Origin of the sequence: Aquimarina intermedia, assembly GCF_008124785.1 — a bacterium.
In the GTDB taxonomy this organism is placed as follows: domain Bacteria; phylum Bacteroidota; class Bacteroidia; order Flavobacteriales; family Flavobacteriaceae; genus Aquimarina; species Aquimarina intermedia.
On record NZ_VNHU01000002.1, the window covers coordinates 381,626 to 405,039 of the forward strand.

Here is a 23,414-nt window from a genome sequence, read left to right on the forward strand (position 1 = left end):
GTCTGTATGGCTAAAATTTAGTCTGTCCACTTGTCAAATGTCTTCTTTTTGAATATACATATCAAAGAATGAAACATATAATCAGACTTCTTTTCATAATTTTTGCAGTCCTTATTGCTATTGGATATTACTTCAAAAATTCAGGTAATCATCCCAAGGGAGACACCTTAATTGGCATTGCAATTTTACTGGGATCATTTGTTCTCATGCCAGTATTTATCTATCATCGATGGAAAGACAGAAAAGTAAAGGACTACATGTTGACGAATGATAATATACAGAAGATGAGAGACTTCAACGACGATAAAAAAAAATAGAATTCAATTTCCTTCAAAAATTTTTACATTATAATAACATTTTTTATCAGATTAAAAAGTAACTTTAGGTTTCATAAAACATTTTATATTACACCATGGAAGGAACAGTTAAATTTTTTAATGAATCCAAAGGTTACGGATTCATAACCAACGACGAAACAGGAAGAGACATCTTTGTACATGCATCAGGATTAAACGGCGAAGCATTAAACGAAGGTGACAAAGTAGAGTATCAGGAAGAAGAAGGAAGAAAAGGAATTATTGCTGCTCAGGTACGCGTAATTCATGATTAAGATATACGTTACTAAGTTTCTAAAAAGCACTGCGTACGCAGTGCTTTTTTAATTTTTTATAATTCCGTAGTGTTTCTTATACTCTTCTGCCTGATCCATAATATAAGAGAGTACTTTTAATTTATCAGATATCGCGATAATAGAATCAATATCCTTTTGTTCTGCTAAAAAATCGATGAAATTATATACTTCACTTTGCGGAATGTCAATATGATTTCTTATAAATTCAATCGAATAAAAATCAGTAACTTCTGCTGTTGATATATAGGTTTTCTTCTTCTCAAAAGTAGTTGTGACATGCTCAAAAAGCTTTAATAAATCAATCGATGCTCCCCCGGGGGCACTCGCAAGCGCATTATTTTTGACATTGGATTGCTTGTCATTAAATCCGGAAACTCCCATCCGTTCAAGCTCAGCAGCGCTCCATAACGGTAAAACATTTTCATAGGTGGTGATACTTTGTAAATCCCTGGATAAATTGCCTGTAAGCGAATGAGTAGAGAGCATGACAGGATCCAATTCATTCAAAGCGATTTCTAAATGAACTTTTATTAGCTTTGAAATAATATCCTGTTTCTGAACTACGTAGGATTTAGCAGAATGTTGAATTGAAGAAAAAATTAAGGTGTCTTTTAAAAACACCTGCATGATAAATTCACCTTTAGCATTGGAAACGGTTCCAGCATTTTGTGTTTTATTATATATGTGAACTCCTTCAATATTTCCGGATTCATCAGAAATTATACCAGAAATCCGCTCTATTTCCTGAGCTTTTCCCACAAGCGTGAAAAAACATAATACCACAAAAGTAATTTTTTTCATGCATCGATCTATTCAAACTAAAGACCGATCATCTTGCGCAACGTTGCACAAGAACAGCAACAACTACATTCGTTTATTAATTGAGATTCCGCTTTTCTACAAAAAAGCGTTTTAGCAGCGTGCTGCATTCTTCTTCAAGCACTCCCCCACTCATCTTAGTTTTAGGGTGCAATGTAGTTCCCATCGCAATGCAACCTCGCTGTTCATCCCGTGCGCCATACACTATTTTTTTTATTTGACTCCAGAATAAAGCACCGGCACACATTTGACATGGCTCTATGGTCACATACAAGGTACATTCATTCAAATATTTCCCACCAAGAAAATTTGCTGCTGCAGTAATAGCCTGCATTTCGGCATGTGCTGTCACATCATTCAGCAATTCGGTTGAATTATGAGCCCTGGCAATAATTTGATCCTGAACCACGATTATAGCACCAATAGGAATTTCGTCTTTAGCGTAGGCCAGTTCGGCCTCCTGCAATGCCTTTCGCATAAAATATGCATCGTCAAATGGTTCAATCATTATATTTTCTTTCAAAATTACTAAAATTTACAAGAGTCCTATAAGATAAACTTCGCAGTATTACTCATCATTAAAACAAAATCTTATTTTTGCTTAGGTGTTGAAAGCAGGTACCGGTGTATTCTTTGACTTCTTCTTCCACAAACCAAAAAGACTTTAGTTTTGAACGATTCCATAAAGTATCCTTTGTTATCTGATATTGAATATCCTTCTGATCTAAGAAAATTATCGTCAGCACAGCTTCCGGCATTAGCCCAGGAATTGCGGAAATTCATTATAGACATCGTTGCTTCCAAAGAGGGGCACCTCGGTGCAAGTTTGGGAGTTATTGAATTAACCATAGCCTTACATTATATATTTGATACTCCTAACGATCAGCTTGTTTGGGATGTGGGGCATCAAGCCTATCCTCATAAAATATTAACCGGAAGAAAAAATCGCTTTCATACCAATCGACAATTGGGTGGACTTAGCGGTTTCCCAAAACGAGATGAAAGTGCGTATGATACCTTTGGCGTGGGTCACTCTTCTACCTCAATATCTGCGGCTTTAGGTATGGCAATTGCTTCAAAATTGAAAGGAGACACATACAAACAACACATTGCAGTGATCGGAGACGCCTCAATTGCCAGCGGAATGGCTTTTGAAGGATTGAATCACGGCGGTGTAACGGATGCAAACCTCCTGATTATTTTAAACGATAATGCCATCGGAATTGATCCAAGTGTGGGTGCACTCAAAGAATATCTCACCAAAGCAAAAGTAGGCCGTAAGCCAAAGACCGATAACATTATTGAAGCGCTGAATTTTAAATATTATGGTCCTGTTGACGGACATGATTTACCAACTCTGTTGCGTGAATTAAAACGATTACAGTCAGTTGAGGGACCAAAACTGTTACATATCATTACTACCAAGGGTAAAGGCTTAAAACAAGCTGAGGAAAATCAAGTACAATATCATGCTCCGGGTAAATTTAATGCACATACGGGTGAATTGTTGCCAAAAAAAGACGTTCAGGCACCACCAAAGTTTCAGGATGTATTTGGATTAACACTCCTAGAATTAGCGCGTAACAACCCAAAGATTGTAGGTATTACGCCTGCTATGCCCACAGGAAGTTCGCTCAAATACATGATGGACGAGATGCCGGATCGCGCATTTGATGTAGGCATCGCTGAGCAACATGCAGTAACCTTGGCTGCCGGGATGGCCACTCAGGGACTTACGGTTTTTTGCACTATCTATTCTACTTTTCTGCAGCGTGCGTATGACCAAATTATCCATGATGTAGCACTGCAAAATCTCCCAGTTATTTTTTGTGTTGATCGATCAGGATTGGTCGGAGCCGATGGAGCCACGCATCACGGAGTGTTTGATATTGCCTATCTCAATTGCATTCCCAACCTACTTATTGCGGCACCTAGTAACGAAATCGAACTGCGCAATTTGTTATATACAGCCTCTTTGGGTCTTAGTCATCCTATTGCTATACGCTATCCTCGCGGTAGAGGAACACTACTTAACTGGCAAAAACCTTTTGAGAATTTTGTAGTCGGAAAAGGAATTTGTCTTAGTAAAGGTACTAAAGCAGCCATTATATCAACTGGCACTATAGGCGCCAATGTGATGGAAGCAATTCGCATAAGTAAAGCTAATCTTGCCCATTATCATTTTCCATTTATCAAACCTTTGGATACAAAATTGTTGCATACGATTCTCGCGGCGTATGATACTATTTTGACCGTGGAAGAAGGTACGATTATAGGAGGATTTGGGAGTACAATAGTCTCCTATGCAACGAAACAAAAGTACAAGGGCACGCTAGAAACACTCGGAGTACCCGACACCTTTATAGAACAAGGCACCCCTGAAGAGTTACAACACCTTTGTGGTATCTCAATTAACGCTCTTGTTGAACGATTTAAGGGATTATAAGAATATTATTATTTATTTCGTTATTTTATAAATTAAAGTTTGAGCACAGTAATGAAGATGGAACCACATTGACCGAGATTTGGACTTTCAAAAAATAAGATACTACTACAATAGTTATAAAAGCTCCCTAAAGTTAACTTTGGGAGCTTTTTGTTTATGATTCAATAGTCTATTATTTAACTTAAGTGCTCTCAAATCTTTTTTGAAATTACCATTAAAAACAGAAAACGTATCTAAATTGTATCATTACACCTTAGCTCCACGTATTTTTTGAAACTTCAACAAAGCATTGCTATCTGTTAGACTTGCTACATAGTTGCAAATACTTATCAAACGACTATACGAATCTTCATTTTTATAATCAAAGTGGGCACCTTCAGCTCTTAAAATTAATTTATCATAGTTAGAGCAGTTGTCCTCCATATAATTTTTGGTTGCTTCGCAATAGGTATGTAATAAAGTGGCAAGTATCTCGTATCCTGCAATTTCCTTCTCGGTTACTTCCTGACTTTGGTAAATCTTAGATACGCTGATTTTGATGATATCATCGATTTGTGCTTCGTACTTACTCTTGTCAATCAATCCACTCGTAAAAGTTCCTGCGAGAATAGCTTCTTCATTAGCTATAAAGATATCAGCCGCTTCACGAATTAGGGTGTTTATTGCCAAAGCTCTTAAATAACTCAATCGATCCGCAGTTGTGGTTAAGCTATTATACTTGGACGTATTGATGCTATCCTTTACCAGTTTGATCAAATATTCTAATGCATATTCCTCCTGAATTAGTCCCAAATTAATTCCGTCCTCAAAATCAATAATGGTATAGCAAATATCATCGGCAGCTTCTACCAGATAAGTTAGTGGATGGCGACTGTAGGTTATCTCTTTACCAAAATTATATTGAAGCAAGCCAATTTCGCGAGCTACCTCTCCAAAGAATTCTGCTTCATTTTGAAAATAGCCAAATTTCTTATGTGCAATATGCGCACTTGGCTTTTTAGGCAAAGATGCTTTTGGGTATTTCATAAAAGCGCCCAAGGTAGCATACGATAAACGCAAACCACCTTCTATACCGGCACGGGATTCGGTAAGAATCTTAAAGCCGTTGGCATTACCTTCAAAATCTATTAAATCTTGGTATTGCTTAGCAGTAAGTTGTGATTGATACTGTGCACCACTTCCATTTTTAAAGTACTCTCCAATCGCTTTTTCCCCTGAATGGCCAAAGGGCGGATTACCAATATCATGTGCCAATGCGGCGGCCGCTACAATAGCGCCAAAATCGTTAAAATGATATCCATGAACCGCAGCCAGATGCGGATGCTTTTCCAGCAATTGTTTTCCCACTACTCTACCCAAGGAGCGCCCTACTACAGATACTTCGAGACTATGCGTAAGTCGTGTGTGCACAAAACTCGTCTTCGATAAAGGAATTACTTGTGTTTTATCTTGCAAACTACGAAACGCCGAAGAAAAAATAATCCTGTCATAATCCACCTCAAATCCCAAACGGGTTTCATCCTGTTCTTTACGCAATCGTTTATTTGTGTCACCTTGTCTGCGGAGTGACAATAGCTCTTCCCAGTTCATCATACTTTAAATGGTCTATTAATAAAATAGTGGATCAAAATAATAATAGTCCAAAGATACTATTATCAAATTATGTACGAAATGAATTATCATTCCTAACCATAAACTTTGATAGCGATGTCTTAAATAACCAAGTAAAAGTCCGAAAGGAAAGATCCACAGGATCGATATAAAGGAAAAATGCACTAAAGCAAACAAAAATGCCGTTAGCAAGATGGTGATACGAACCGAGGTAATTCTTTCTAATTGATTAAATAGAAACCCTCTAAAGGCTACTTCTTCAAAAATCGCAGGAAGTATTGCTATAAAAACAAAAGCCAAAAGAAAAGGATTATTATACTCCACATAAGTAGCGTAGTAGTTTGTACTTTCATCAAATAAGACAGCATTCATCCACTCTATTCCGTAATAAACCGAAAAACCGGTTATAAAAGGTGCCCAAAGTACACCGATCCACTCAAGAGGACGTAATTTTGGCAAGGAATATAACGGAACTATATTTTTGATGTCGAAAAACACAAAGATCAATACTAAAGCAGCTGAAACACTCTCTATAGCAATTTCTGTAGTTAATGAGGTGTGATCATTATAAATGAGATGTACTATTGTTAAAAATACCAGCTCAACTATATAAAACACAATAATAAGGTTAAGGCCCTCACTACGCGTTTGTCTTTTTCTTAAACTTATGGATGTTCCGCAATGTGCACAATAGTTTGAACTAGCATTAATCGGTTGGGTACAGGAATGACACGTCATATAGTACGCATTGAAGTGCTTTGTGATGCTGAATACAGTCCCTTAATTAAAAGCGAAAGGAAAATTACTTTCATTATAATTCCGCTTAAAAGACTCATAGGATCGACAACTGCATTAATTGCTATAACTGTAAGGTACAATAGTAAAGCAGACAATAGCGTTGCAAACGGTTTCTCTTTTGTCCAGAACGCTAACAGCAAATACAAGATAGAAAGTATGGCGTTTGTAATAAGAATAGAGATATCCTCTGTCCTAAAGAAATAGAACAATCCGAAAACCAGAAATATTCCCGACATCCAGTATAGTGTTTTTTGCGCTGAAGCTATACGTTTTGTATTTACTTCGTGTTGTTGATTAGCCATCACGCGTTTAGCATGAAATTGAGATTGTTCTTTTTCTGATCCCAGTTCAGGATATCCACAGTGGGTACAAAATTTAGTTTCTGTTGTAAGCACTGTTTCACACTGACTACAGACAGGTTGTTGCATGGTAAGTTCTTCCATAATATTAGGTTACATTGATAAAAGGGGTTTTTAAAAGTATTAAAAAAAGGGAAGCTTTCATAAGAAAACTCCCCTTTTCAGAATCTAAAACATGTAACCTTATGATCCACACATCAGGCAATCGTCACCCTCTGCTTCTTTGGATTGTGCTATAATCGCTCTTAATTCATCCGGACTTAGCGCGGTACCTTCTGGCGCAACCGCCTCTGGTGCCGGGCTTGGCTTTGCCACCTGAGCTTCTAGAACTTGCGCGGCATTGGCAGCTACCTTTTCTGCTTGTGGCACTTGAGCGACTTCTTTTTTCAACGTAAACTTAATAGCATCTACGGCTGATTTTGTTCTTAGGTAGTACATTCCCGTCTTAAGTCCACTCTTCCATGCATAAAAATGCATTGAAGTTAGTTTGGACATCGTAGCGCCTTCCATAAATAGGTTGAGCGACTGTGACTGATCGATAAAATATCCTCTGTGACGTGACATATCGATAATATCTTTCATACTCAACTCCCATACTGTTTTATATAATTCTTTAAGATCCTGTGGTATGATATCTATATTCTGTATCGATCCATTAGCACGCATAATTGCATCTTTCACCTCATCACTCCATAAATTCAATTTAACAAGATCCTCTAACAAGTGCTTATTAACAACGATAAACTCCCCTGATAACACTCGACGCGTATAAATGTTACTTGTATACGGTTCGAAGGCTTCATTATTCCCTAATATTTGAGAAGTAGAGGCAGTTGGCATTGGTGCTACTAATAAAGAGTTACGTACTCCGTTTTCTAATACTTTTTTACGTAATCCATCCCAGTCCCAGCGACCGCTTAATTCTTCATCTTTAATATTCCATAAATTATGCTGGAATTCTCCTCTTGAAATCGGAGACCCTTCATAGCTTTGATACGGTCCGTCGATTTTTGCTTCTTCCATAGAGGCCGTCACCGCTGCAAAATATAGTGTTTCAAAAATCTCCTGATTTAATTTTTTTGCTTCATCACTGGTAAATGGCATACGTAACTGGATAAAAGTATCCGCAAGACCTTGTACCCCTAGCCCAATAGGACGGTGACGTACATTAGAGTTTTCTGCTTCTTTAACCGGATAGTAATTACGATCTATGACGCGGTTTAAGTTTTTGGTTACTCGTTTAGTGATTTTAAAAAGCTCTTTGTGATCAAAGGCACCATTTTTCACAAACATTGGTAATGCTATAGAAGCTAGGTTACATACAGCAACCTCATCAGGACTTGTGTACTCTAATATCTCTGTACACAGGTTTGAGGAGCGTATCGTTCCCAAATTTTGTTGATTTGATTTACGGTTTGCCGCATCTTTATACAACATATACGGTGTACCCGTCTCAATTTGAGATTCTAAAATTTTCTCCCAAAGCTCACGTGCCTTAATGGTTCTACGACCTTTCCCTTCAGCTTCGAATCTCAGATACTTTTCTTCAAACTCATCACTATGCACATCAAAAAGACCAGGACATTCATTAGGACACATCAGCGTCCACTCTGCATCTTCTTGCACACGTTTCATAAACAAATCCGGTATCCACATGGCGTAGAACAAGTCTCTTGCCCTCATTTCTTCTTTACCGTGATTCTTTTTAAGGTCCAGGAAATCAAAAATATCCGCATGCCATGGCTCCACGTAAATTGCAAAAGATCCTTTACGTTTCCCACCACCTTGATCTACATATCTAGCCGTGTCATTAAAAACACGTAACATCGGCACTACACCGTTAGACGTACCATTGGTTCCTGCTATGTATGATCCTGTTGCACGCACATTATGTATTGATAATCCAATACCACCCGCTGATTGCGAGATTTTAGCTGTTTGCTTTAAGGTATCATAAATACCATCAATACTATCATCCTGCATGGTTAATAAGAAACATGATGACATTTGTGGCTTTGGTGTCCCGGCATTAAAAAGTGTTGGTGTAGCGTGGGTAAAATATTTTTTGGACATTAACTCATACGTCTCAATAGCTGCGTCAAGATCATTAAGATGGATCCCAATTGATACACGCATAAGCATATGCTGTGGACGCTCGGCAATTTTACCGTTTATTTTGAGCAGATACGAACGTTCCAGTGTTTTAAACCCAAAATAATCGTACCCAAAATCTCTATTATAAATAATAGTAGAGTCTAATTTTTCTTTGTTTTTCTGCACCACTTCGTAGACATCATCTGCAATTAAGGGCGCTTTTTTATTGGTACGAGGATTTACATATTCATACAAATCTGTAACCACTTCAGAAAAAGTCTTTTTGGTGTTTTTATGTAAATTAGAAACAGATATTCTAGCTGCTAACTTTGCATAATCCGGATGCGTGATTGTCATCGTTGCGGCAATCTCTGCAGCCAGATTATCAAGCTCGCTCGTAGTAACGCCATCATACAATCCTTCGATAACACGCATAGCTACTTTGACCGGATCAACCAGTGGGTTAAGTCCATAACAAAGTTTTCTTACCCTTGCGGTAATCTTGTCAAACATAATGGGTTCTTTGCGACCGTCTCTTTTAATTACATACATACTACGTGGTGGTTTTAAGTTCTTCCCTTAAAAAGAACATGCTACTAATTTGTGTTATTATTCGTACAGTCTGCCGGATATAATCCTGATGATATAGCGTCCTCCCCAAGTGACTACACACTATATCGTCAAAAGTATTTTTTATTAATACATAAGCAGAGCTGCCCCTTTTTATTAAAATCTTAAAGTCTTTGGTAGACGTATCAAACTGAGCTAGCCTTATTAAACATAGGCACTAGTCATGACTAGCTCAGAATGAATATATTGTTTGATAAGTTACGGACTAAAAATCTGCGTCAAAACTTATCTTACTATCCTCGTTATCTTTATTAAGCACTCCGGCTTTTTGGTATTCTGACACTCGTTTCTCAAAGAAATTAGTCTTTCCCTGAAGCGAGATCATGTCCATAAAATCAAATGGATTTGCAGTTCCGTATTCTTTTTCGCACTCTAGCTCAACTAACAATCTATCAGTAACAAATTCCAGATACTGTGTCATCAGTTTTGCATTCATCCCGATTAAACTTACAGGAAGTGACTCCGTAATAAACTCACGTTCTATCGTAAGTGCGTCGATGATAATTTCTCGGATACGTTCTTTTGGCACTTTGTTTACTAAATGATGATTATGCAAGTGTACAGCAAAATCACAATGCACACCCTCATCTCTGGAAATTAGCTCATTAGAGAAAGTAAGTCCGGGCATTAAACCTCTTTTCTTCAACCAGAAGATTGAACAGAAAGCTCCGGAAAAGAAAATCCCCTCTACCGCCGCAAATGCAATTAAACGCTCAGCAAAAGAATCAGATTCAATCCATTTCAGGGCCCAATCCGCCTTCTTCTTTATAGCAGGAAAATTATCAATTGCTTTAAAGAGCATATCTTTTTCCTTCTCATCTTTGACATAGGTGTCAATTAACAAAGAATAAGTTTCAGAATGGATATTCTCCATCATAATCTGAAAACCGTAAAAGAATTTTGCCTCACTATACTGTACTTCGTTTACAAAATTTTCTGCCAAATTTTCATTAACAATTCCATCAGATGCTGCGAAGAATGCCAAAATATGTTTTATAAAATAACGTTCGTCATCTGTAAGTTTTGATGACCAGTCTGTAATATCCTGATGCAGATCAATTTCTTCTGCGGTCCAAAAACTCGCTTCAGACTTCTTGTACCAATCCCAAATATCATGGTGCTTAATTGGAAAAATTACAAATCGGTCTTTATTTTCTTGCAAAATTGGCTCTTCAACATTCATCGTGATCCGTTTTATTTTTTGTAGTGATTTTTGTTTCGCTCGTCTTTTACAAAGATCAAAAATAAGATGAGATTTACCCCCAAAACTTCACAAACGTTTTCAACAAAGTTTTCAACATGGGTTTATTAAGCAAAGCTGCGCAAACCCCTAATAGAAAGGCTGCAACCTATTGAAATTCATGCAATTAGGTTGTAAAAAAATCTTTGAACATTTAACGCCAAAAATTTGCAATAACCCCTAATTTTACACTTGCTAAGCCGTTTTTCAACTTATAAACAACAAAGGGAATTCCCAAGCTCTTTTACGGAGAAACCGTAACTATAATTTCACCTATTTTGTCCAAAAAAATCATTTATATTAAAAAATAACGTGTCCCGTTAAACAAAATATCCTTAAAAAAGAGCAGAAAGCGATTGCTCCATACAACACCAATTATTTACAAAAAAACACCCTTTACTTAATTAAGCAAAGGGTGTAAAAATTTTAATCTATCTTATCACAAAGCAATGTGTTGCTACTTCTTCTTATGTTGCTCTGCTACTTTTTCAAGTTCGGAATACCAGTCTTCACCAAATTTTCTGATAAGAGCAGCCTTAACGAACTTATAAACCGGTACCTGAAGCTCTTTGCCCAACGTACAAGCATCATCACAAATTTCCCACTTATGATAATTAACCGCCGCAAACTCAGAATAATCCTGCACTCGTATTGGATACAAATGACAAGAAACCGGTTTTTTCCAATCTACTTCTCCTTGATTATACGCTTCTTCAATAGCACAGAGTGCGGTACCTTTTTCATCAAAAATCACATAAGCACAGTCCGCGCCATTAATTAACGGAGTTTCCCATTCACCATCCGTACCTTTGACAAAAATACCCTGAGACTCAATCGCAGCCACACCTTCTGGACGCAAGTATGATTTAATTACCGGATAGATGTTTTCTAAAATTTTTGTCTCATCTTCTTCTAATGGTGCACCAGCTTCACCGTCAATACAACATGCGCCTTTACACGCTGACAGATTACACACAAAATCTTTTTCTATAATCTCTTCTGAGATAATGGTTTTTCCTAATTGAAACATGGCGCGAAGATACTAGTTTTTCTAAATTGAATCCTACAAAAACATCTTTCCAAATCACACTTGTATACCCTTTTTTTGTCCAAACTTGTTATTTTGCAAATTTGCCCTACATTTATATCGTATTAACCTATACTTTTGCAGGAATTAAAAACAGCCGACTATGTTTTCTTTTGACTTTAGAGAGATTTTTACCGCTAGCATGATTCTGTTTGCGGTTATTGATATAATAGGAAGTATTCCCATTATCATAGACCTAAGAAAAAAAGTAGGTCATATCCAAAGTGAGAAAGCAAGTATTGTGGCCTGTATACTTATGATAGTTTTTCTATTTCTGGGAAAAGAAATTCTAAATCTTATCGGGATTGATGTAAACTCTTTTGCCGTCGCAGGATCCTTTATTCTCTTTTTTATTGCTTTGGAGATGATTCTAGGTATCCAATTGTATCGCGATGATGCACCTGAAACAGCCGCCGTGGTTCCCTTAGCATTTCCATTAATCGCTGGAGCAGGTACGATGACTTCTTTACTTTCGCTTAGATCAGAATTTCAGACTGTAAATATCATTGTCGCCATCATCGTAAACATTATCTTTGTATATATTGTTTTGAAATCATCCGGGCGAATTGAACGCGTATTGGGAAAACAAGGCATCAATGTTATTCGGAAAATATTTGGTGTGATTTTATTAGCGATAGCTGTAAAGTTATTTACCGCAAACATTAAAGACTTATTCTAAATGAAAATTTTCATCTATATTCTCATTGTTCTTGGTATTGCTCTAATGAGTTACAATATAACATTACTGGACACGAGTAACATTTTTGAAGGCGACAGTAAAACTGCCTTAATTGGAGTCATTGCTCCAGCTTGTGCAATATTGCTCTTGCTTATTTTGCTTACCTCAAAAAAAATCAACGACAAGCGTAAATAAAACACCCTGTTTCACTAAAGCAAGGTAACACACATCAAGATTGTTATAGGTATTGAAATCAACATTAAAGCAATAAAAGCGGTGTGAAGTCTTCTAAAAATTAAAGCTTTTTGCAAGGCTTTTTTGAGTTTGGGATTCTGTGTTTTATCCAATTGTTCACGTATCAAATCTGCTGATACATACGAAGAGTCTACCAAAATTTCGTGATCAAGAAACATGGACGCACTATTATCCAGTAGCCGGCAAGCAACGGCAAGAATAAAAAAGAAAATAGGCGAACATATCGCAATCGGGATGAGGTACTCGTTCCACAACACCATACCTACTCCTTCTGGTCGTTATGAGAAAGGGTTAACACTCGTTCGATCATAGCATCATTTTTATTCAATATTTTCTCAAATACGTTGGTTCCAAATAATTGTTCTGCCATAGTTGCTTTCAAATATCGCTTTAATGGTTCTGCAAACTCCGATGCATTCATTTGTATATCCCGTCTTCTCGCAAATAACAGAAAACCATCCACAAATTCATCATCTACTATAGTACTATTTTTAAACTCTGCTAATGAAAGTTTATTGTATGTCGCTCTTTTTTCATCCAAAGCCTCAAATACATAACGCCCAATAAATCCTGAACGCAGCATATAATTTAAGGTCTCTCCTACTCTCGTACTATCTTTAGCCACAAAATGATCAGGAATGATACCTCCGCCGCCATAGACAATTCTTCCTTTAGGTGTTTTAAACTTTAAAGAATCGGCTACCTGAATACTATCAACACTTTGCAACTCTCCGTTTTTATAACGCTCCAAATATTCATTAAAATATGCTTTATTACCATTTCCATAAGGTTTTTGGATAGATCTTCCGGTAGGTGTATAATATCTTGAAATTGTTAACCTAACCGCACTCCCATCGCCTAAGGACATCTCACGTTGCACAAGCCCTTTTCCATAAGACCTGCGGCCGATAATAGTACCCCGATCGTTATCCTGGATAGCTCCCGCCAAAATTTCACTGGCCGAAGCGGAATTTTCATTTATCAAAACGCTAATCTTTCCTTCCTGAAAACTACCTCTTCCTGTGGCATAATTTTTCTCGACGGCTCCTTTTTTATTTTTGGTAAACATGATTAAAGTTTCTTCTTCCAAAAATTCATCAGCGATTCGCAAAGCCGGTGTGATAAAACCGCCCCCATTATCCCGCAAATCCAAAACCAGCTCATTCATTCCAGCTTTCAATAAGACATTGAGAGACTTCTTAAATTCTTTGTAGGTAGTTTCAGCAAACCGATTTATCTTAATATACCCAATCTTATCGGTCAACATATAGGAGGCATCTACACTTTTGATAGGAACTTTTCCTCTTTTTACTACCACATCAAAGACTCCCTTTCCTTTTCGGAAAACTTTTAGTTGTACTTGGCTATTTAAAGCACCTTTCAATTTGCCTGCCAGTTCGTCTCGCAACAGATTTTCACCAAACAGCGTATCTTGATCCGCCATTAAAATACGATCCCCTGCCTTAATACCTGATTTCTCACTTGGCCCGCCTTTAATAGTGTTTATAACTGATATAGTGTCTCTATAAGGATAGTAACTCACTCCAATACCTATAAAATCCCCCTGCATACTTTCGGTTACACCTTCTAACTCTTCGGGGGAAATATATACGGAATGGGGATCTAAATTTTCTAAAATACGATTCACGGTCACATCGACAATACTGTCGGTATTGATTTCATCAACATATTCATAATCGATATAGTCAATTAATCGATTGAGTTTTTCTTTTTTTACATTCGAAGAAAATAAGGTATCTGATTGATCTTGAAAGTTAAGTTTACTCCCAAGAAAAACTCCGGCTCCCATTGCTAATCCGATCCAAAAAGGTATATATTTTTTTGAAGTTCCCATCTTCCTTCTATTCATCTAAGTCTACTATCTGTTCTATGATAACTCCCGCCTTTTCTAAAAACCGTAATCCGGCATCATCTTTATATCCGTATTGATATACAATTCTCTTAATACCAGCCTGATGAATCAACTTACTACACTCTTTACAAGGTGACAACGTGATGTATAAGGTCGCCCCTTTACAAGATTGTGTTGAGGACGCTACTTTTGATATCGCATTGGCCTCAGCGTGTAAGACATACCACTTTGTATAGCCTGCTTCATCTTCACAAGGATTTTCAAAACCGGTAGGGGTTCCATTGAAGCCATCAGAAATTATCATCCTATCTTTTACAATAACCGCACCAACTTTTTTACGTTCACAATGGGATAATTTACCCCATTCTCTGGCGATACGTAAATATGCCTTGTCATACTTAAGCTGTTTTTGATTTGGCATCCTTAATTTATCATAAAAATATAATTACATTTCATTTGTGACTCTTAAGATATTAAAAATCTACCAAATTCTGGCATTGAATATCATCGGCAAAACTAAACCAATAACAATTGAAGAAATCACCAAAATCCAGTCTCTTCTTGAAAATCTGAAGATCGTCTGAAATATAAAACTAAAAATTAAAACCAGTAACACTACCACAATCTGAGCCGCCTCAATTCCAAGAGCAAATTCTAAAAGTGGTAACAATTTTGATCCTGTATTAGAACTGATTGCTTTAAAATAACTTGAAAAACCTAAGCCATGGATTAATCCAAAAAATATAGTAGTACCATATAAAATTCCCGCTTTTGCATTTTTTGAGGAATTACTTGCCGTAAACAATGTAAATAATGCGGCTGCAAAGATGGTAACAGGAATCAAAAACTCTATCATATCAGAGTTTACAGAGATCACATTATAGGCCGCCATAAACAAGGACAAAGTGTGCCCAAGCGTAAAGAAGGTAACTAATAATAAAATGCGCTTCCAGCTATCAAAAGTATACGCAACGGTAAGCACTATTAAAAATAGAATGTGGTCATAGGCATTCCAATCCAGTACGTGGTTAAAACCAAGTTTAAGATATAACCAAAATTCGGACATAGTATTTAGGGTTTTGAATTTATGCTAAAATACAATTTTATGGATTCAACGCAGAACTACGCTAAAAATTCTTTAACAAAAGAAAAAACCAGATCAAATTGACCTGGTTTTTATCGAAGTACTCGAGGTGGGAATCGAACCCACACTCCCGAAAGAACTGGATTTTGAATCCAGCGCGTCTACCAATTCCGCCACTCGAGCTTAACTAACTTATATTTTTATTCCTATACTGTCTTAGTTGTTCTTTACCAACACCAGACTTCCAATATTTTTCTCTCTTTCGAGCTGCTACTCTATCACTACACTCTTCGGTATAAATTAACCGAAAAGGAGCATAAAACCTTGTTGTTCTTTCTCTCCCGGCATTATGACGTTTCAAACGTTCATCCAAATCGGCCGTCATTCCTACGTAAATATAGTTCTTTTCTATACTAGAAATCGCATAAACCAAGATCATTTACTCAAAAAATTATACCCAAGCGCGCCTGCCTGTCGGCAGCAGGCCTGTCTACCGACAGGTAGATCTACCAATTCCGCCACTCGAGCATTAATGGATGGCAAAATTAATAAAATATTCCATTTTCACCATTAAATATCTAACAATTTACTGCTAGAGTTGAAATAAATTTCTAAATTTGCACCTTGTTTTGAAAAAGCACACGTTAATCGATTATTAAACAATAGTTTATCTATGTCAACCGCAGTTACAGAAGCAAAGTTTTTTGCTTGTAATCAAAGTACCGAACTTGCCGAAAAAATTGTTTCCATTTATGGTGCTAAATTAGGAAAAGTAATTACCTCCACCTATAGTGACGGAGAGTTTCAACCTTCATTCGAAGAATCTGTGCGAGGATCGAGAGTATTTATCATCGGATCCACACATCCTAACTCAGACCATTTAATGGAAATGTTGTTAATGCTGGACGCTGCTAAACGAGCTTCTGCAAGACACATTACGGCTGTGCTCCCCTATTACGGTTGGGCCAGACAAGATCGTAAAGACAAACCTCGTGTGCCAATTGCCGCAAAACTTGTTGCCAAAATGCTGGAAACAGCCGGTGCAACCCGTATCATTACCATGGATTTACATGCAGATCAGATTCAAGGATTTTTTGAAAAACCCGTAGATCACCTTTTTGCGTCTACTGTATTTTTACCCTACTTACAATCGCTAAATTTGCAAAATTTGACGATTGCATCTCCGGATATGGGAGGTTCAAAGCGAGCTTACGCCTACTCTAAGGCATTGGCAAGTGATGTAGTAATTTGCTATAAGCAGCGCGCTAAAGCCAACGTAATTTCTCATATGGAATTAATTGGTGATGTTACCGGTAAAAATGTAGTATTAGTTGATGACATGGTAGACACTGCCGGTACATTGACCAAAGCCGCTGACCTTATGATGGAGCGAGGTGCCTTAAGCGTAAGAGCTATATGCACACACCCGATTCTATCAGGTGACGCTTATACAAAAATCGAAAACTCAAGATTGCAAGAATTAATTGTTACTGATTCAATTCCTTTAAAACAATCTTGTGAAAAAATTAGAGTCGTTAGCTGTGCTAACTTATTTGCCGATGTTATGCATCGTGTTCATAACAATGAGTCGATAAGCTCTAAATTTATAATGTAATTAATAACTCGTAATATAAATTAAAATGAAATCATTAACAATCAATGCATCTCAAAGAGAAAGCGTAGGTAAAAAATCAACAAAAGCCATACGTAATGCTGGACAGGTACCTTGTGTAGTTTACGGTGGAGACACTGTTACACACTTTGCGGCTCCAGAATCAGCTTTCAAAGATCTAGTGTACACTCCAGACGTTCATACCGTGGTAATTGCGTTGGATAATGGGACAAAAATTAACGCAATCCTTCAGGATATTCAATTTCACCCTGTAACTGATAGAATTTTACATATCGATTTCGTTGAAATTTTTGATGATAAGCCAATTACTATCGAACTTCCATTTAGAACTACCGGAAACTCAAGAGGTGTTCGTAACGGTGGGGTTTTACGTTTTAACTTAAGACGTATCAAAGTAAAAGGATTAGCATCAAACTTACCTGATGTTATCGAAGGAGATATCACTAACTTAAAAATCGGAAATAAATTATATGTTACCGATGTAGCGAGTGATGATTTTACTATTCTTCACCCGGACAATACAGTAATCTGTATGGTTAAAACATCTCGTAATGTTGTTGAAGAAGATGAAGACGAAGAAGAAGGAGAAACTCCAGCTGCAGAAGCTCCGGCTGCTGAAGCATAATTCTTACATTCAAACAAATCAAAAGCATTCTGATTCATTTTCAGAATGCTTTTTTTATTTTTACCATTTGATAAGTGTGGTGGACGTGACCCAAAAGGGTCGGGCTATTCACTTTTACTCCTCAATTATGCACTTTTGCAAAATGCAAAAGCTCATACTTTGCGGGGTAATCGCTGCTATCCCTCACGCAAAAAAGCAACTGTATGCCTTTGTTAATTACGAAATTCTTGAAAAACTATTTTCGCAAGAGCGAGATCAAAAATTTAGATGATCCAATGAAAAAATTTCTTATCACAGGATTGGGCAATATAGGACCCAAATATGATAACACTCGTCATAATATAGGCTTCAAAGTATTAGACACATTGGCCAGAGAAGAAAAATTAGCTTTTGAAACTCAAAAACTCGGAGATATAACTACCTACAAATATAAAGGCAGAACACTTATTTTACTCAAACCCAATACGTATATGAACCTAAGTGGTAAAGCGGTACGTTATTGGTTAGAAAAAGAAAAAATACCTGTAGAAAACCTGCTGGTGGTAACCGACGATCTCAATCTGGATTTTGGGATGCTGCGCTTAAAAGGTAAAGGCAGTGCAGGGGGGCATAATGGGCTTAAAGATATTGAAGCGCAACTTAACACCTCAAATTATGCCCGTTTTCGATTTGGTGTAGGTGCGAGCTTCGGCAGAGGCAGGCAAGTTGATTATGTTTTGGGGGAATGGGACAAAGAGGAAGCTGCAGCATTACCAGAGCGCATTGACAAAACCATACAAGCCATACAATCGTTTGCTACTGCTGGTCTTGGTAACACCATGTCCAGCTTTAACGGAAAATAAAGGAGAAGTCTCCGCACAATTGATTAATTTTACCATGAAACAGAAAGTACATAAGACGATCTTATAACAGCTTCCTCTTTATGGATTATATATAACCTATTGCAGTTGAAAAGGTATACAGATGCCAATACATACAATAATGAAACACCTTCGGTAGTTACCATTGGTACTTTTGACGGAGTTCATATTGGGCATAAAAAAATAATAGAACGTTTAGTCGACGCAGCCAAGCATAATGGGTTGGAATCTGTGATTCTTACTTTTTTTCCCCACCCCCGAATGGTCTTGCAGCAAGACTCTAATATCAAATTGATCAATACCATTGATGAACGTATTCAGATATTGGAGAGTACGGGACTGGATAATTTGGTCATTCATCCTTTTACCAGAGAGTTCTCCAGACTAACAGCAGGTGAGTATGTCGAGAAATTACTGGTTAAGAAATTAAAAGCGCGACATGTCATCATAGGCTACGATCATCGATTTGGTCGTAATCGCAATTCTGACATTACTGATTTGGCAACCTTTGGTATGCAGAATAATTTTACCGTCGAAGAAATATCCAAACAAGATATTGATGATGTAGCTGTAAGCTCCACCAAGATTCGACAAGCTCTTAACAAGGGAGATATTGCCAAAGCCAACAAATATCTTGGATATAACTTCATGCTAACCGGCAAAATTGTACGAGGCAAAGCGTTAGGTCGTAAATTAGAATATCCCACAGCTAATTTAGTTATTGAAGAGTCCTATAAACTTATCCCAAAGCAGGGTGTATATATTGTACAGTCCAAAATCGACGAAAAATTATATTTTGGCATGATGAATATTGGGACAAATCCTACGGTAAATGGTACTCACCAAACTATTGAAACCCACTTCTTTGATGCCACCTTTAATCTTTATGAAAAGAAAATTCAGATAGAACTGCTGCATCGCATCCGTGAGGAAAAAAAATTCGGTTCTCTCGAGGAACTAAAAACTGCTATGCAGGAAGATGAGGATTTTGCGAGAGATTTTATAAACGATATGTTATGATTAATCGTTGGTTGTTCACCCAAATAGACAACAGTTCTCTGATTGTTTTTAGGGTGATTTTTGGGTTTTTAATCATGCTCGAAGCTGTTGGTGCCATTTTTACCGGCTGGATCCAGCGAACACTAATCGCTCCTAAATTCACCTTTAACTTTATTGGTTTAGATTTTCTACAACCGCTGCCCGGTGATGGTATGTATTATTATTATGCCGTTTTAGGTGTTTTTGGGTTTTTGGTTATGATCGGTTACAAATACCGTTGGAGCATGGCAGGCTACACCATTTTATGGGCGGGAGTTTATTTTATGCAAAAAACCTCCTACAACAACCACTACTATCTCTTGCTATTACTTTGTTTGATGATGCTGGCATTACCCGCAGCCGATTATTTTTCTGTTGACAGCAGACAACATCCTGAGAAGCAAAAAATCTATATGCCGCGTTGGTGCGTACTCATCATCATCGCTCAATTATGGATTGTGTATACGTATGCTTCGGTTGCAAAACTATATCCTGACTGGCTGGATGGTACCGTTCCTAAAAATCTAATGGCGGCCAGAGCATATTACCCGATTATTGGTGAGTGGTTGCAAGCAAGCTGGGTGCGTTATTGTATCGCGTATACTGGTATTCTTTTTGACCTACTAGTCATCCCCTTGCTATTATGGCGTCGTACACGCTTTGCTATTTTTATCATTAGTATCTTTTTTCATATGTTTAACTCGATTGTTTTTCAAATCGGGATTTTTCCATATTTATCACTTGGTTTTACCGTCTTTTTCTTTTCGAAAGAACGTATTCACCGCTTATTTATGAAGAGAAAACCTTTTTACACTGCCAATGAAATTAAAATTCCGAGATACAGCAAAGCTCTGATAGCGGTGTTGTCGGTTTGGCTAGTGATACAAATTACATTACCAGTACGTCATTGGTTTATCCCGGGAGATGTATTGTGGACCGAAGAAGGCCATCGTTTGAGCTGGCGTATGATGTTGCGCGGTCGCTCGGGGCTGACGCACTTCTATGTGGTGGATAAAAATGATCCTGAAGGCAAACGAGAGCGTGTCGATAAAAATCTGTTTTTGTCCAAAAAACAGCTACGCACTGTGGCCAGTAAACCCGATGCTATGTGGCAGTTTGCGCAACGCGTCAAAGCTGCATACGCAACTCAGGATCGCGACGTGGCGGTGTATGTCGATAGTGAGATCTCTATCAATGGCAAGCCCCGTAAAAAGTTTATCGATCCCGAGGTAGATCTTGCCAGTGTCCCCTGGAACTATTTTACAACCAATCCTTGGATTATAAAATATGAGGAGTAAGCTGAAATACTTAATTAATAGAACATAGCTCTTTTAAAAGAATCCAGCTTCAAAGCAATGTAACTGTCTCTTGTCTTTTATTTTCTTTCTTGTATCAATTACTCATCCGCAGCACGGAATGCAATTCAGCGCGATCATATCCGGGCGATCGGGATTACTTACCGTAATGAAAACGACAAGCGGCTATTAATAATTGTTCATTTTCATATTTGTACACCAATCGATGTTCTGATGTAATCCTTCTTGACCAATATCCCTGCAAATCTCCTTTTAAGGCTTCAGGTTTTCCTATACCTTCAAAAGGTGTACGCATACAACTCTTAAGGAGTTCGTTAATTCGTTTTACTAATTTCTTATCGACTTTCTGCCAATACAAATAATCTTCCCAAGAGGAAGTAGACCAAATTAATTTCATCTATTCCATCAAATCTTTTTCTATACCCTTACCTGCTTCTAATTCCTTGATAGAGTTTAATAAAATATCTCTATTTCTTCCCGTAAGCAGATAGGTAGTCTCTTTTAATGAGTTGTATTCATCCAGTGATATTAAAACGAGGTCTTTACCATTTTTACGTTTGATAATGATATCGCTTACATCATTGATGACCTTATCGAACCAATGCTTTAGATTGGAACGAAAATCTGTATAATTTACTGTTTCCATAAGGCAAAGATATTAAAAAAGTACTTATTAACGTACTTTTCTATTGCTTTAACTAATAGGGATTAAGAAAACTAATAAGGTATCACAGGATAACTTGCGAAAAGTATCGTTATACACGGGGTAGTGCGGTAATTGGCAGATATGAAAGTTCAGAGATTACACCCTCTATTGAGATTGCTCGTAAAATTGCTGATATCCTTGATGTTTCTTTGGATTACTTAACCGGTAAGGCTGACGTACAGATGGATAAAATTACACGACAACGTATTTTGGAAGTCTCTAAGTTTGAGGATACTGATAAAGAACATATCTTCTCCGTTATTGATGCTTTTATTGCCAAACGTAAAATACAATCTATTCTATAAAACAAAAAACCAGCTACAAATCATTGTAACTGGTGCTTGTCTTTTATTTCTTACTCGTACCCGTCAAGCTTTGACGGCACCCGTCACAGACGAGCGCTAGCGGGGTGGTCCATCGCTCCAAAAAGGGTAGCCTTGGTATTGACATGTCCTTTTCTATGAAGGGACAGGATATTACCCATCCTATCATAGGTAAGATTGCTCAGGTTATAGTTCCCACTACTGCTGTTGCCTGCGGTGATGCGATTGAGCGGATGTAATAATGCTTCTCTTCTCTGATTTCATGGCGCAATTCCCCGCGATCGGGCTAGTTATATTTTTGTTAGCTGTTTCTCCATTACTATACCATTAGAAAATTTAAACACTACGACTATAACATTGCTAGTGTTTTTTTTGGCTCTAACTTCTATTATCTCATCTGGTTTATAATAGTCATTAAAAAAAGAATCATTTGATTCAACAAATCTAAGCTTTGTACTATTTTCATTCATTATTAAATTAAAAGAAACCATATTTCCCGATGAAGTCAATTTTTCTCTCCATCTTGACTCATTTACTGTTACTACTATTGAGTCATCAATAAAATCTTTATAGTAAAAATTATTATCCTCAAAATCTTGGAAATATTTAAAAAAATTATCTTTAGATTCATACGATTGCTTGTTAGATACTTTTAAATCAGAATTAGTTTTTTGTTTACTAATTAAACTTATATATTCAAAACAATTTTTCTGTAGATAAGTATCAGACTTGCTAGCATATACACCTTGTATTGAATCGTTTTTTAATGCGGATAACCCCTTGGATAAAACATATCCACACTGATCAATTCTAACAACATCTTGCTTATCTGCATTCTCTCTTAAACAATCGCATAGAACATCCCCAATAACTTTTACTTTATAAAAATCCTGAGGATGGACTGATAAGCAAAAAAAGAATATTAAGATTGTAAAAAACCTATTCATTATAATAACTTTAAAAAAAGGATTGCTGAAAAAATAGTATAGACTAATGATATAAAACAAACAATAAACTGCTTTTTTTGACCTAAACTTCTATAACCTATAATCATCTTTTCTTTTAAAGATTTATTCGTAAAATATTTGTAAAAAGCAAAGAATGAGATAATAAATGAAATAACCATAATATATCTATTCACACTAAGCACTTTAATACCTAATAGTTCAAGAACTATTCCAAGATTTAATAAAAAAACAATAGTAAAAATTATTGTCGCTCTTGAATCTTCATTTGTTAGTTTGAAACCTGTATAGCTTGTGAAAACTAATAAACAAGCATAATATTTATAAATCAAATTCATAAAG

Annotated in this window: 28 protein-coding genes, 1 tRNA gene and 1 pseudogene; 12 read left to right on the forward strand and 18 right to left on the reverse strand. The window is 36.9% G+C overall.

Going from position 1 to position 23,414, the window contains the following annotated elements:
• The first annotated feature begins 68 nt into the window (after positions 1-68).
• Positions 69-317 (forward strand): hypothetical protein, encoded by a 249-nt coding sequence (locus BD809_RS04305; RefSeq protein WP_148781714.1) that lies wholly within the window; start codon positions 69-71, stop codon positions 315-317.
• 95 nt (positions 318-412) lie between these two features.
• On the forward strand, positions 413-610 hold the full coding sequence (locus BD809_RS04310) for a cold-shock protein (protein WP_148781715.1): 198 nt from the start codon (positions 413-415) through the stop codon (positions 608-610).
• 48 nt (positions 611-658) lie between these two features.
• Here BD809_RS04310 and BD809_RS04315 read toward each other — a convergent pair whose 3' ends face one another.
• On the reverse strand, positions 659-1,432 hold the full coding sequence (locus tag BD809_RS04315; protein WP_148781716.1) for a carboxypeptidase-like regulatory domain-containing protein: 774 nt from the start codon (positions 1,430-1,432) through the stop codon (positions 659-661).
• A 76-nt stretch (positions 1,433-1,508) separates the two neighbouring features.
• Positions 1,509-1,958, reverse strand: coding sequence for a nucleoside deaminase (locus BD809_RS04320; RefSeq protein WP_148781934.1), 450 nt, complete (start codon positions 1,956-1,958; stop codon positions 1,509-1,511).
• Between the two features lie 174 nt (positions 1,959-2,132).
• On the opposite strand from BD809_RS04320, the gene BD809_RS04325 reads away from it, so the two are divergent.
• Positions 2,133-3,896 carry a 1-deoxy-D-xylulose-5-phosphate synthase gene (locus BD809_RS04325; RefSeq protein ID WP_148781935.1) on the forward strand — a complete coding sequence of 588 codons (1,764 nt, stop codon included), beginning with the start codon at positions 2,133-2,135 and terminating at the stop codon, positions 3,894-3,896.
• Positions 3,897-4,142: 246 nt separating this feature from the next.
• Here the strand turns inward: BD809_RS04325 and dgt are convergent, their stop codons facing one another.
• From dgt to BD809_RS04355, 6 genes are all read right to left on the reverse strand, one after another.
• Positions 4,143-5,486, reverse strand: a complete 1,344-nt coding sequence (dgt, locus tag BD809_RS04330) for a dGTP triphosphohydrolase (protein ID WP_148781936.1) — start codon at positions 5,484-5,486, stop codon at positions 4,143-4,145.
• Positions 5,487-5,504: 18 nt separating this feature from the next.
• Positions 5,505-6,245, reverse strand: coding sequence for a CPBP family intramembrane glutamic endopeptidase (locus BD809_RS04335; protein ID WP_148781717.1), 741 nt, complete (start codon positions 6,243-6,245; stop codon positions 5,505-5,507).
• Entirely contained in the window at positions 6,242-6,748 is a 507-nt protein-coding gene (locus tag BD809_RS04340) for a zinc ribbon domain-containing protein (protein WP_148781718.1), read from the reverse strand. Before BD809_RS04340 ends, BD809_RS04335 begins: the two co-directional genes overlap by 4 nt.
• Before the next feature lie 99 nt (positions 6,749-6,847).
• On the reverse strand, positions 6,848-9,310 hold the full coding sequence (locus BD809_RS04345) for a ribonucleoside-diphosphate reductase subunit alpha (protein WP_148781719.1): 2,463 nt from the start codon (positions 9,308-9,310) through the stop codon (positions 6,848-6,850).
• A gap of 283 nt (positions 9,311-9,593) precedes the next feature.
• Entirely contained in the window at positions 9,594-10,571 is a 978-nt protein-coding gene (locus BD809_RS04350; RefSeq protein ID WP_148781720.1) for a ribonucleotide-diphosphate reductase subunit beta, read from the reverse strand.
• Positions 10,572-11,085: 514 nt separating this feature from the next.
• Entirely contained in the window at positions 11,086-11,658 is a 573-nt protein-coding gene (locus BD809_RS04355) for a DUF3109 family protein (protein WP_148781721.1), read from the reverse strand.
• 160 nt (positions 11,659-11,818) lie between these two features.
• On the opposite strand from BD809_RS04355, the gene BD809_RS04360 reads away from it, so the two are divergent.
• Entirely contained in the window at positions 11,819-12,394 is a 576-nt protein-coding gene (locus BD809_RS04360) for a MarC family protein (RefSeq protein ID WP_148781722.1), read from the forward strand.
• Entirely contained in the window at positions 12,395-12,589 is a 195-nt protein-coding gene (locus BD809_RS04365) for a hypothetical protein (protein ID WP_148781723.1), read from the forward strand.
• Between the two features lie 14 nt (positions 12,590-12,603).
• On the opposite strand, the gene BD809_RS04370 is transcribed toward BD809_RS04365, so the two are convergent.
• The 6 genes from BD809_RS04370 to BD809_RS04395 all read right to left on the reverse strand — a co-directional run bounded on the left by BD809_RS04370 (position 12,604) and on the right by BD809_RS04395 (position 16,045).
• A complete protein-coding gene (locus BD809_RS04370) occupies positions 12,604-12,909 on the reverse strand; it encodes a hypothetical protein (RefSeq protein WP_148781724.1) in 306 nt (101 codons plus the stop codon).
• A 2-nt stretch (positions 12,910-12,911) separates the two neighbouring features.
• Entirely contained in the window at positions 12,912-14,519 is a 1,608-nt protein-coding gene (locus BD809_RS04375) for a S41 family peptidase (RefSeq protein ID WP_246131424.1), read from the reverse strand.
• Positions 14,512-14,943, reverse strand: a complete 432-nt coding sequence (locus tag BD809_RS04380; protein WP_148781725.1) for a deoxycytidylate deaminase — start codon at positions 14,941-14,943, stop codon at positions 14,512-14,514. The genes BD809_RS04375 and BD809_RS04380 overlap by 8 nt, the downstream gene beginning before the upstream one ends.
• Positions 14,944-15,003: 60 nt before the next feature.
• Positions 15,004-15,588, reverse strand: coding sequence for a HupE/UreJ family protein (locus tag BD809_RS04385; RefSeq protein WP_148781726.1), 585 nt, complete (start codon positions 15,586-15,588; stop codon positions 15,004-15,006).
• A gap of 119 nt (positions 15,589-15,707) precedes the next feature.
• Positions 15,708-15,789, reverse strand: a tRNA-Leu gene (locus tag BD809_RS04390).
• Positions 15,790-15,793: 4 nt separating this feature from the next.
• Entirely contained in the window at positions 15,794-16,045 is a 252-nt protein-coding gene (locus BD809_RS04395) for a GIY-YIG nuclease family protein (protein WP_148781727.1), read from the reverse strand.
• A gap of 234 nt (positions 16,046-16,279) precedes the next feature.
• Between BD809_RS04395 and BD809_RS04400 the strand changes: the two genes are divergently transcribed.
• From BD809_RS04400 to BD809_RS04420, 5 genes are all read left to right on the forward strand, one after another.
• The gene (locus BD809_RS04400; RefSeq protein WP_148781728.1) at positions 16,280-17,221 is read left to right on the forward strand and encodes a ribose-phosphate pyrophosphokinase; all 942 of its coding nucleotides are present in this window, start codon (positions 16,280-16,282) and stop codon (positions 17,219-17,221) included.
• 25 nt (positions 17,222-17,246) lie between these two features.
• A complete protein-coding gene (locus tag BD809_RS04405) occupies positions 17,247-17,864 on the forward strand; it encodes a 50S ribosomal protein L25/general stress protein Ctc (RefSeq protein ID WP_148781729.1) in 618 nt (205 codons plus the stop codon).
• Positions 17,865-18,139: 275 nt separating this feature from the next.
• Positions 18,140-18,706, forward strand: coding sequence for an aminoacyl-tRNA hydrolase (gene pth, locus BD809_RS04410; protein WP_148781730.1), 567 nt, complete (start codon positions 18,140-18,142; stop codon positions 18,704-18,706).
• 105 nt (positions 18,707-18,811) lie between these two features.
• Complete coding sequence (locus tag BD809_RS04415; protein ID WP_148781731.1) at positions 18,812-19,744, forward strand: bifunctional riboflavin kinase/FAD synthetase; 933 nt, start codon at positions 18,812-18,814, stop codon at positions 19,742-19,744.
• Positions 19,741-21,060 (forward strand): HTTM domain-containing protein, encoded by a 1,320-nt coding sequence (locus BD809_RS04420; protein WP_148781732.1) that lies wholly within the window; start codon positions 19,741-19,743, stop codon positions 21,058-21,060. The genes BD809_RS04415 and BD809_RS04420 overlap by 4 nt, the downstream gene beginning before the upstream one ends.
• Positions 21,061-21,214: 154 nt before the next feature.
• Here BD809_RS04420 and BD809_RS04425 read toward each other — a convergent pair whose 3' ends face one another.
• Both BD809_RS04425 and BD809_RS04430 read right to left on the reverse strand, forming a co-directional pair.
• Positions 21,215-21,475, reverse strand: coding sequence for a Txe/YoeB family addiction module toxin (locus tag BD809_RS04425; RefSeq protein WP_148781733.1), 261 nt, complete (start codon positions 21,473-21,475; stop codon positions 21,215-21,217).
• Positions 21,476-21,724, reverse strand: a complete 249-nt coding sequence (locus BD809_RS04430; protein WP_148781734.1) for a type II toxin-antitoxin system Phd/YefM family antitoxin — start codon at positions 21,722-21,724, stop codon at positions 21,476-21,478.
• A gap of 131 nt (positions 21,725-21,855) precedes the next feature.
• Between BD809_RS04430 and BD809_RS16025 the strand changes: the two are divergent.
• Together BD809_RS16025 and BD809_RS15950 are read left to right on the forward strand one after the other, a co-directional pair.
• A pseudogene (locus BD809_RS16025) lies at positions 21,856-21,933 on the forward strand (helix-turn-helix domain-containing protein); the annotation flags it as partial.
• 33 nt (positions 21,934-21,966) lie between these two features.
• Entirely contained in the window at positions 21,967-22,089 is a 123-nt protein-coding gene (locus BD809_RS15950) for a hypothetical protein (protein ID WP_262712876.1), read from the forward strand.
• 308 nt (positions 22,090-22,397) lie between these two features.
• Here BD809_RS15950 and BD809_RS04440 read toward each other — a convergent pair whose 3' ends face one another.
• Together BD809_RS04440 and BD809_RS04445 are read right to left on the reverse strand one after the other, a co-directional pair.
• A complete protein-coding gene (locus BD809_RS04440; protein WP_148781736.1) occupies positions 22,398-23,054 on the reverse strand; it encodes a hypothetical protein in 657 nt (218 codons plus the stop codon).
• On the reverse strand, positions 23,054-23,410 hold the full coding sequence (locus BD809_RS04445; RefSeq protein ID WP_148781737.1) for a hypothetical protein: 357 nt from the start codon (positions 23,408-23,410) through the stop codon (positions 23,054-23,056). The genes BD809_RS04440 and BD809_RS04445 overlap by 1 nt, the downstream gene beginning before the upstream one ends.
• Positions 23,411-23,414 lie beyond the last annotated feature (4 nt).

What these genes read in the sequence shown, in the direction of transcription:
- BD809_RS04310 (WP_148781715.1), top strand. Translation starts at nt 413, where the DNA reads ATGGAAGGAACAGTTAAATTTTTTAATGAATCCAAAGGTTACGGATTC.
- BD809_RS04445 (WP_148781737.1), bottom strand. Translation starts at nt 23,410, where the DNA reads ATGAATTTGATTTATAAATATTATGCTTGTTTATTAGTTTTCACAAGC.
- BD809_RS04425 (WP_148781733.1), bottom strand. Translation starts at nt 21,475, where the DNA reads ATGAAATTAATTTGGTCTACTTCCTCTTGGGAAGATTATTTGTATTGG.
- BD809_RS04340 (WP_148781718.1), bottom strand. Translation starts at nt 6,748, where the DNA reads ATGGAAGAACTTACCATGCAACAACCTGTCTGTAGTCAGTGTGAAACA.
- dgt (WP_148781936.1), bottom strand. Translation starts at nt 5,486, where the DNA reads ATGAACTGGGAAGAGCTATTGTCACTCCGCAGACAAGGTGACACAAAT.
- BD809_RS04315 (WP_148781716.1), bottom strand. Translation starts at nt 1,432, where the DNA reads ATGAAAAAAATTACTTTTGTGGTATTATGTTTTTTCACGCTTGTGGGA.
- BD809_RS15950 (WP_262712876.1), top strand. Translation starts at nt 21,967, where the DNA reads ATGGATAAAATTACACGACAACGTATTTTGGAAGTCTCTAAGTTTGAG.
- BD809_RS04355 (WP_148781721.1), bottom strand. Translation starts at nt 11,658, where the DNA reads ATGTTTCAATTAGGAAAAACCATTATCTCAGAAGAGATTATAGAAAAA.
- BD809_RS04385 (WP_148781726.1), bottom strand. Translation starts at nt 15,588, where the DNA reads ATGTCCGAATTTTGGTTATATCTTAAACTTGGTTTTAACCACGTACTG.
- BD809_RS04400 (WP_148781728.1), top strand. Translation starts at nt 16,280, where the DNA reads ATGTCAACCGCAGTTACAGAAGCAAAGTTTTTTGCTTGTAATCAAAGT.
- BD809_RS04345 (WP_148781719.1), bottom strand. Translation starts at nt 9,310, where the DNA reads ATGTATGTAATTAAAAGAGACGGTCGCAAAGAACCCATTATGTTTGAC.
- BD809_RS04380 (WP_148781725.1), bottom strand. Translation starts at nt 14,943, where the DNA reads ATGCCAAATCAAAAACAGCTTAAGTATGACAAGGCATATTTACGTATC.
- BD809_RS04420 (WP_148781732.1), top strand. Translation starts at nt 19,741, where the DNA reads ATGATTAATCGTTGGTTGTTCACCCAAATAGACAACAGTTCTCTGATT.
- BD809_RS04350 (WP_148781720.1), bottom strand. Translation starts at nt 10,571, where the DNA reads ATGAATGTTGAAGAGCCAATTTTGCAAGAAAATAAAGACCGATTTGTA.
- BD809_RS04305 (WP_148781714.1), top strand. Translation starts at nt 69, where the DNA reads ATGAAACATATAATCAGACTTCTTTTCATAATTTTTGCAGTCCTTATT.
- BD809_RS04440 (WP_148781736.1), bottom strand. Translation starts at nt 23,054, where the DNA reads ATGAATAGGTTTTTTACAATCTTAATATTCTTTTTTTGCTTATCAGTC.
- BD809_RS04395 (WP_148781727.1), bottom strand. Translation starts at nt 16,045, where the DNA reads ATGATCTTGGTTTATGCGATTTCTAGTATAGAAAAGAACTATATTTAC.
- BD809_RS04430 (WP_148781734.1), bottom strand. Translation starts at nt 21,724, where the DNA reads ATGGAAACAGTAAATTATACAGATTTTCGTTCCAATCTAAAGCATTGG.
- BD809_RS04370 (WP_148781724.1), bottom strand. Translation starts at nt 12,909, where the DNA reads ATGGTGTTGTGGAACGAGTACCTCATCCCGATTGCGATATGTTCGCCT.
- BD809_RS04335 (WP_148781717.1), bottom strand. Translation starts at nt 6,245, where the DNA reads ATGACGTGTCATTCCTGTACCCAACCGATTAATGCTAGTTCAAACTAT.
- BD809_RS04375 (WP_246131424.1), bottom strand. Translation starts at nt 14,519, where the DNA reads ATGAATAGAAGGAAGATGGGAACTTCAAAAAAATATATACCTTTTTGG.
- BD809_RS04405 (WP_148781729.1), top strand. Translation starts at nt 17,247, where the DNA reads ATGAAATCATTAACAATCAATGCATCTCAAAGAGAAAGCGTAGGTAAA.
- pth (WP_148781730.1), top strand. Translation starts at nt 18,140, where the DNA reads ATGAAAAAATTTCTTATCACAGGATTGGGCAATATAGGACCCAAATAT.
- BD809_RS04360 (WP_148781722.1), top strand. Translation starts at nt 11,819, where the DNA reads ATGTTTTCTTTTGACTTTAGAGAGATTTTTACCGCTAGCATGATTCTG.
- BD809_RS04320 (WP_148781934.1), bottom strand. Translation starts at nt 1,958, where the DNA reads ATGATTGAACCATTTGACGATGCATATTTTATGCGAAAGGCATTGCAG.
- BD809_RS04365 (WP_148781723.1), top strand. Translation starts at nt 12,395, where the DNA reads ATGAAAATTTTCATCTATATTCTCATTGTTCTTGGTATTGCTCTAATG.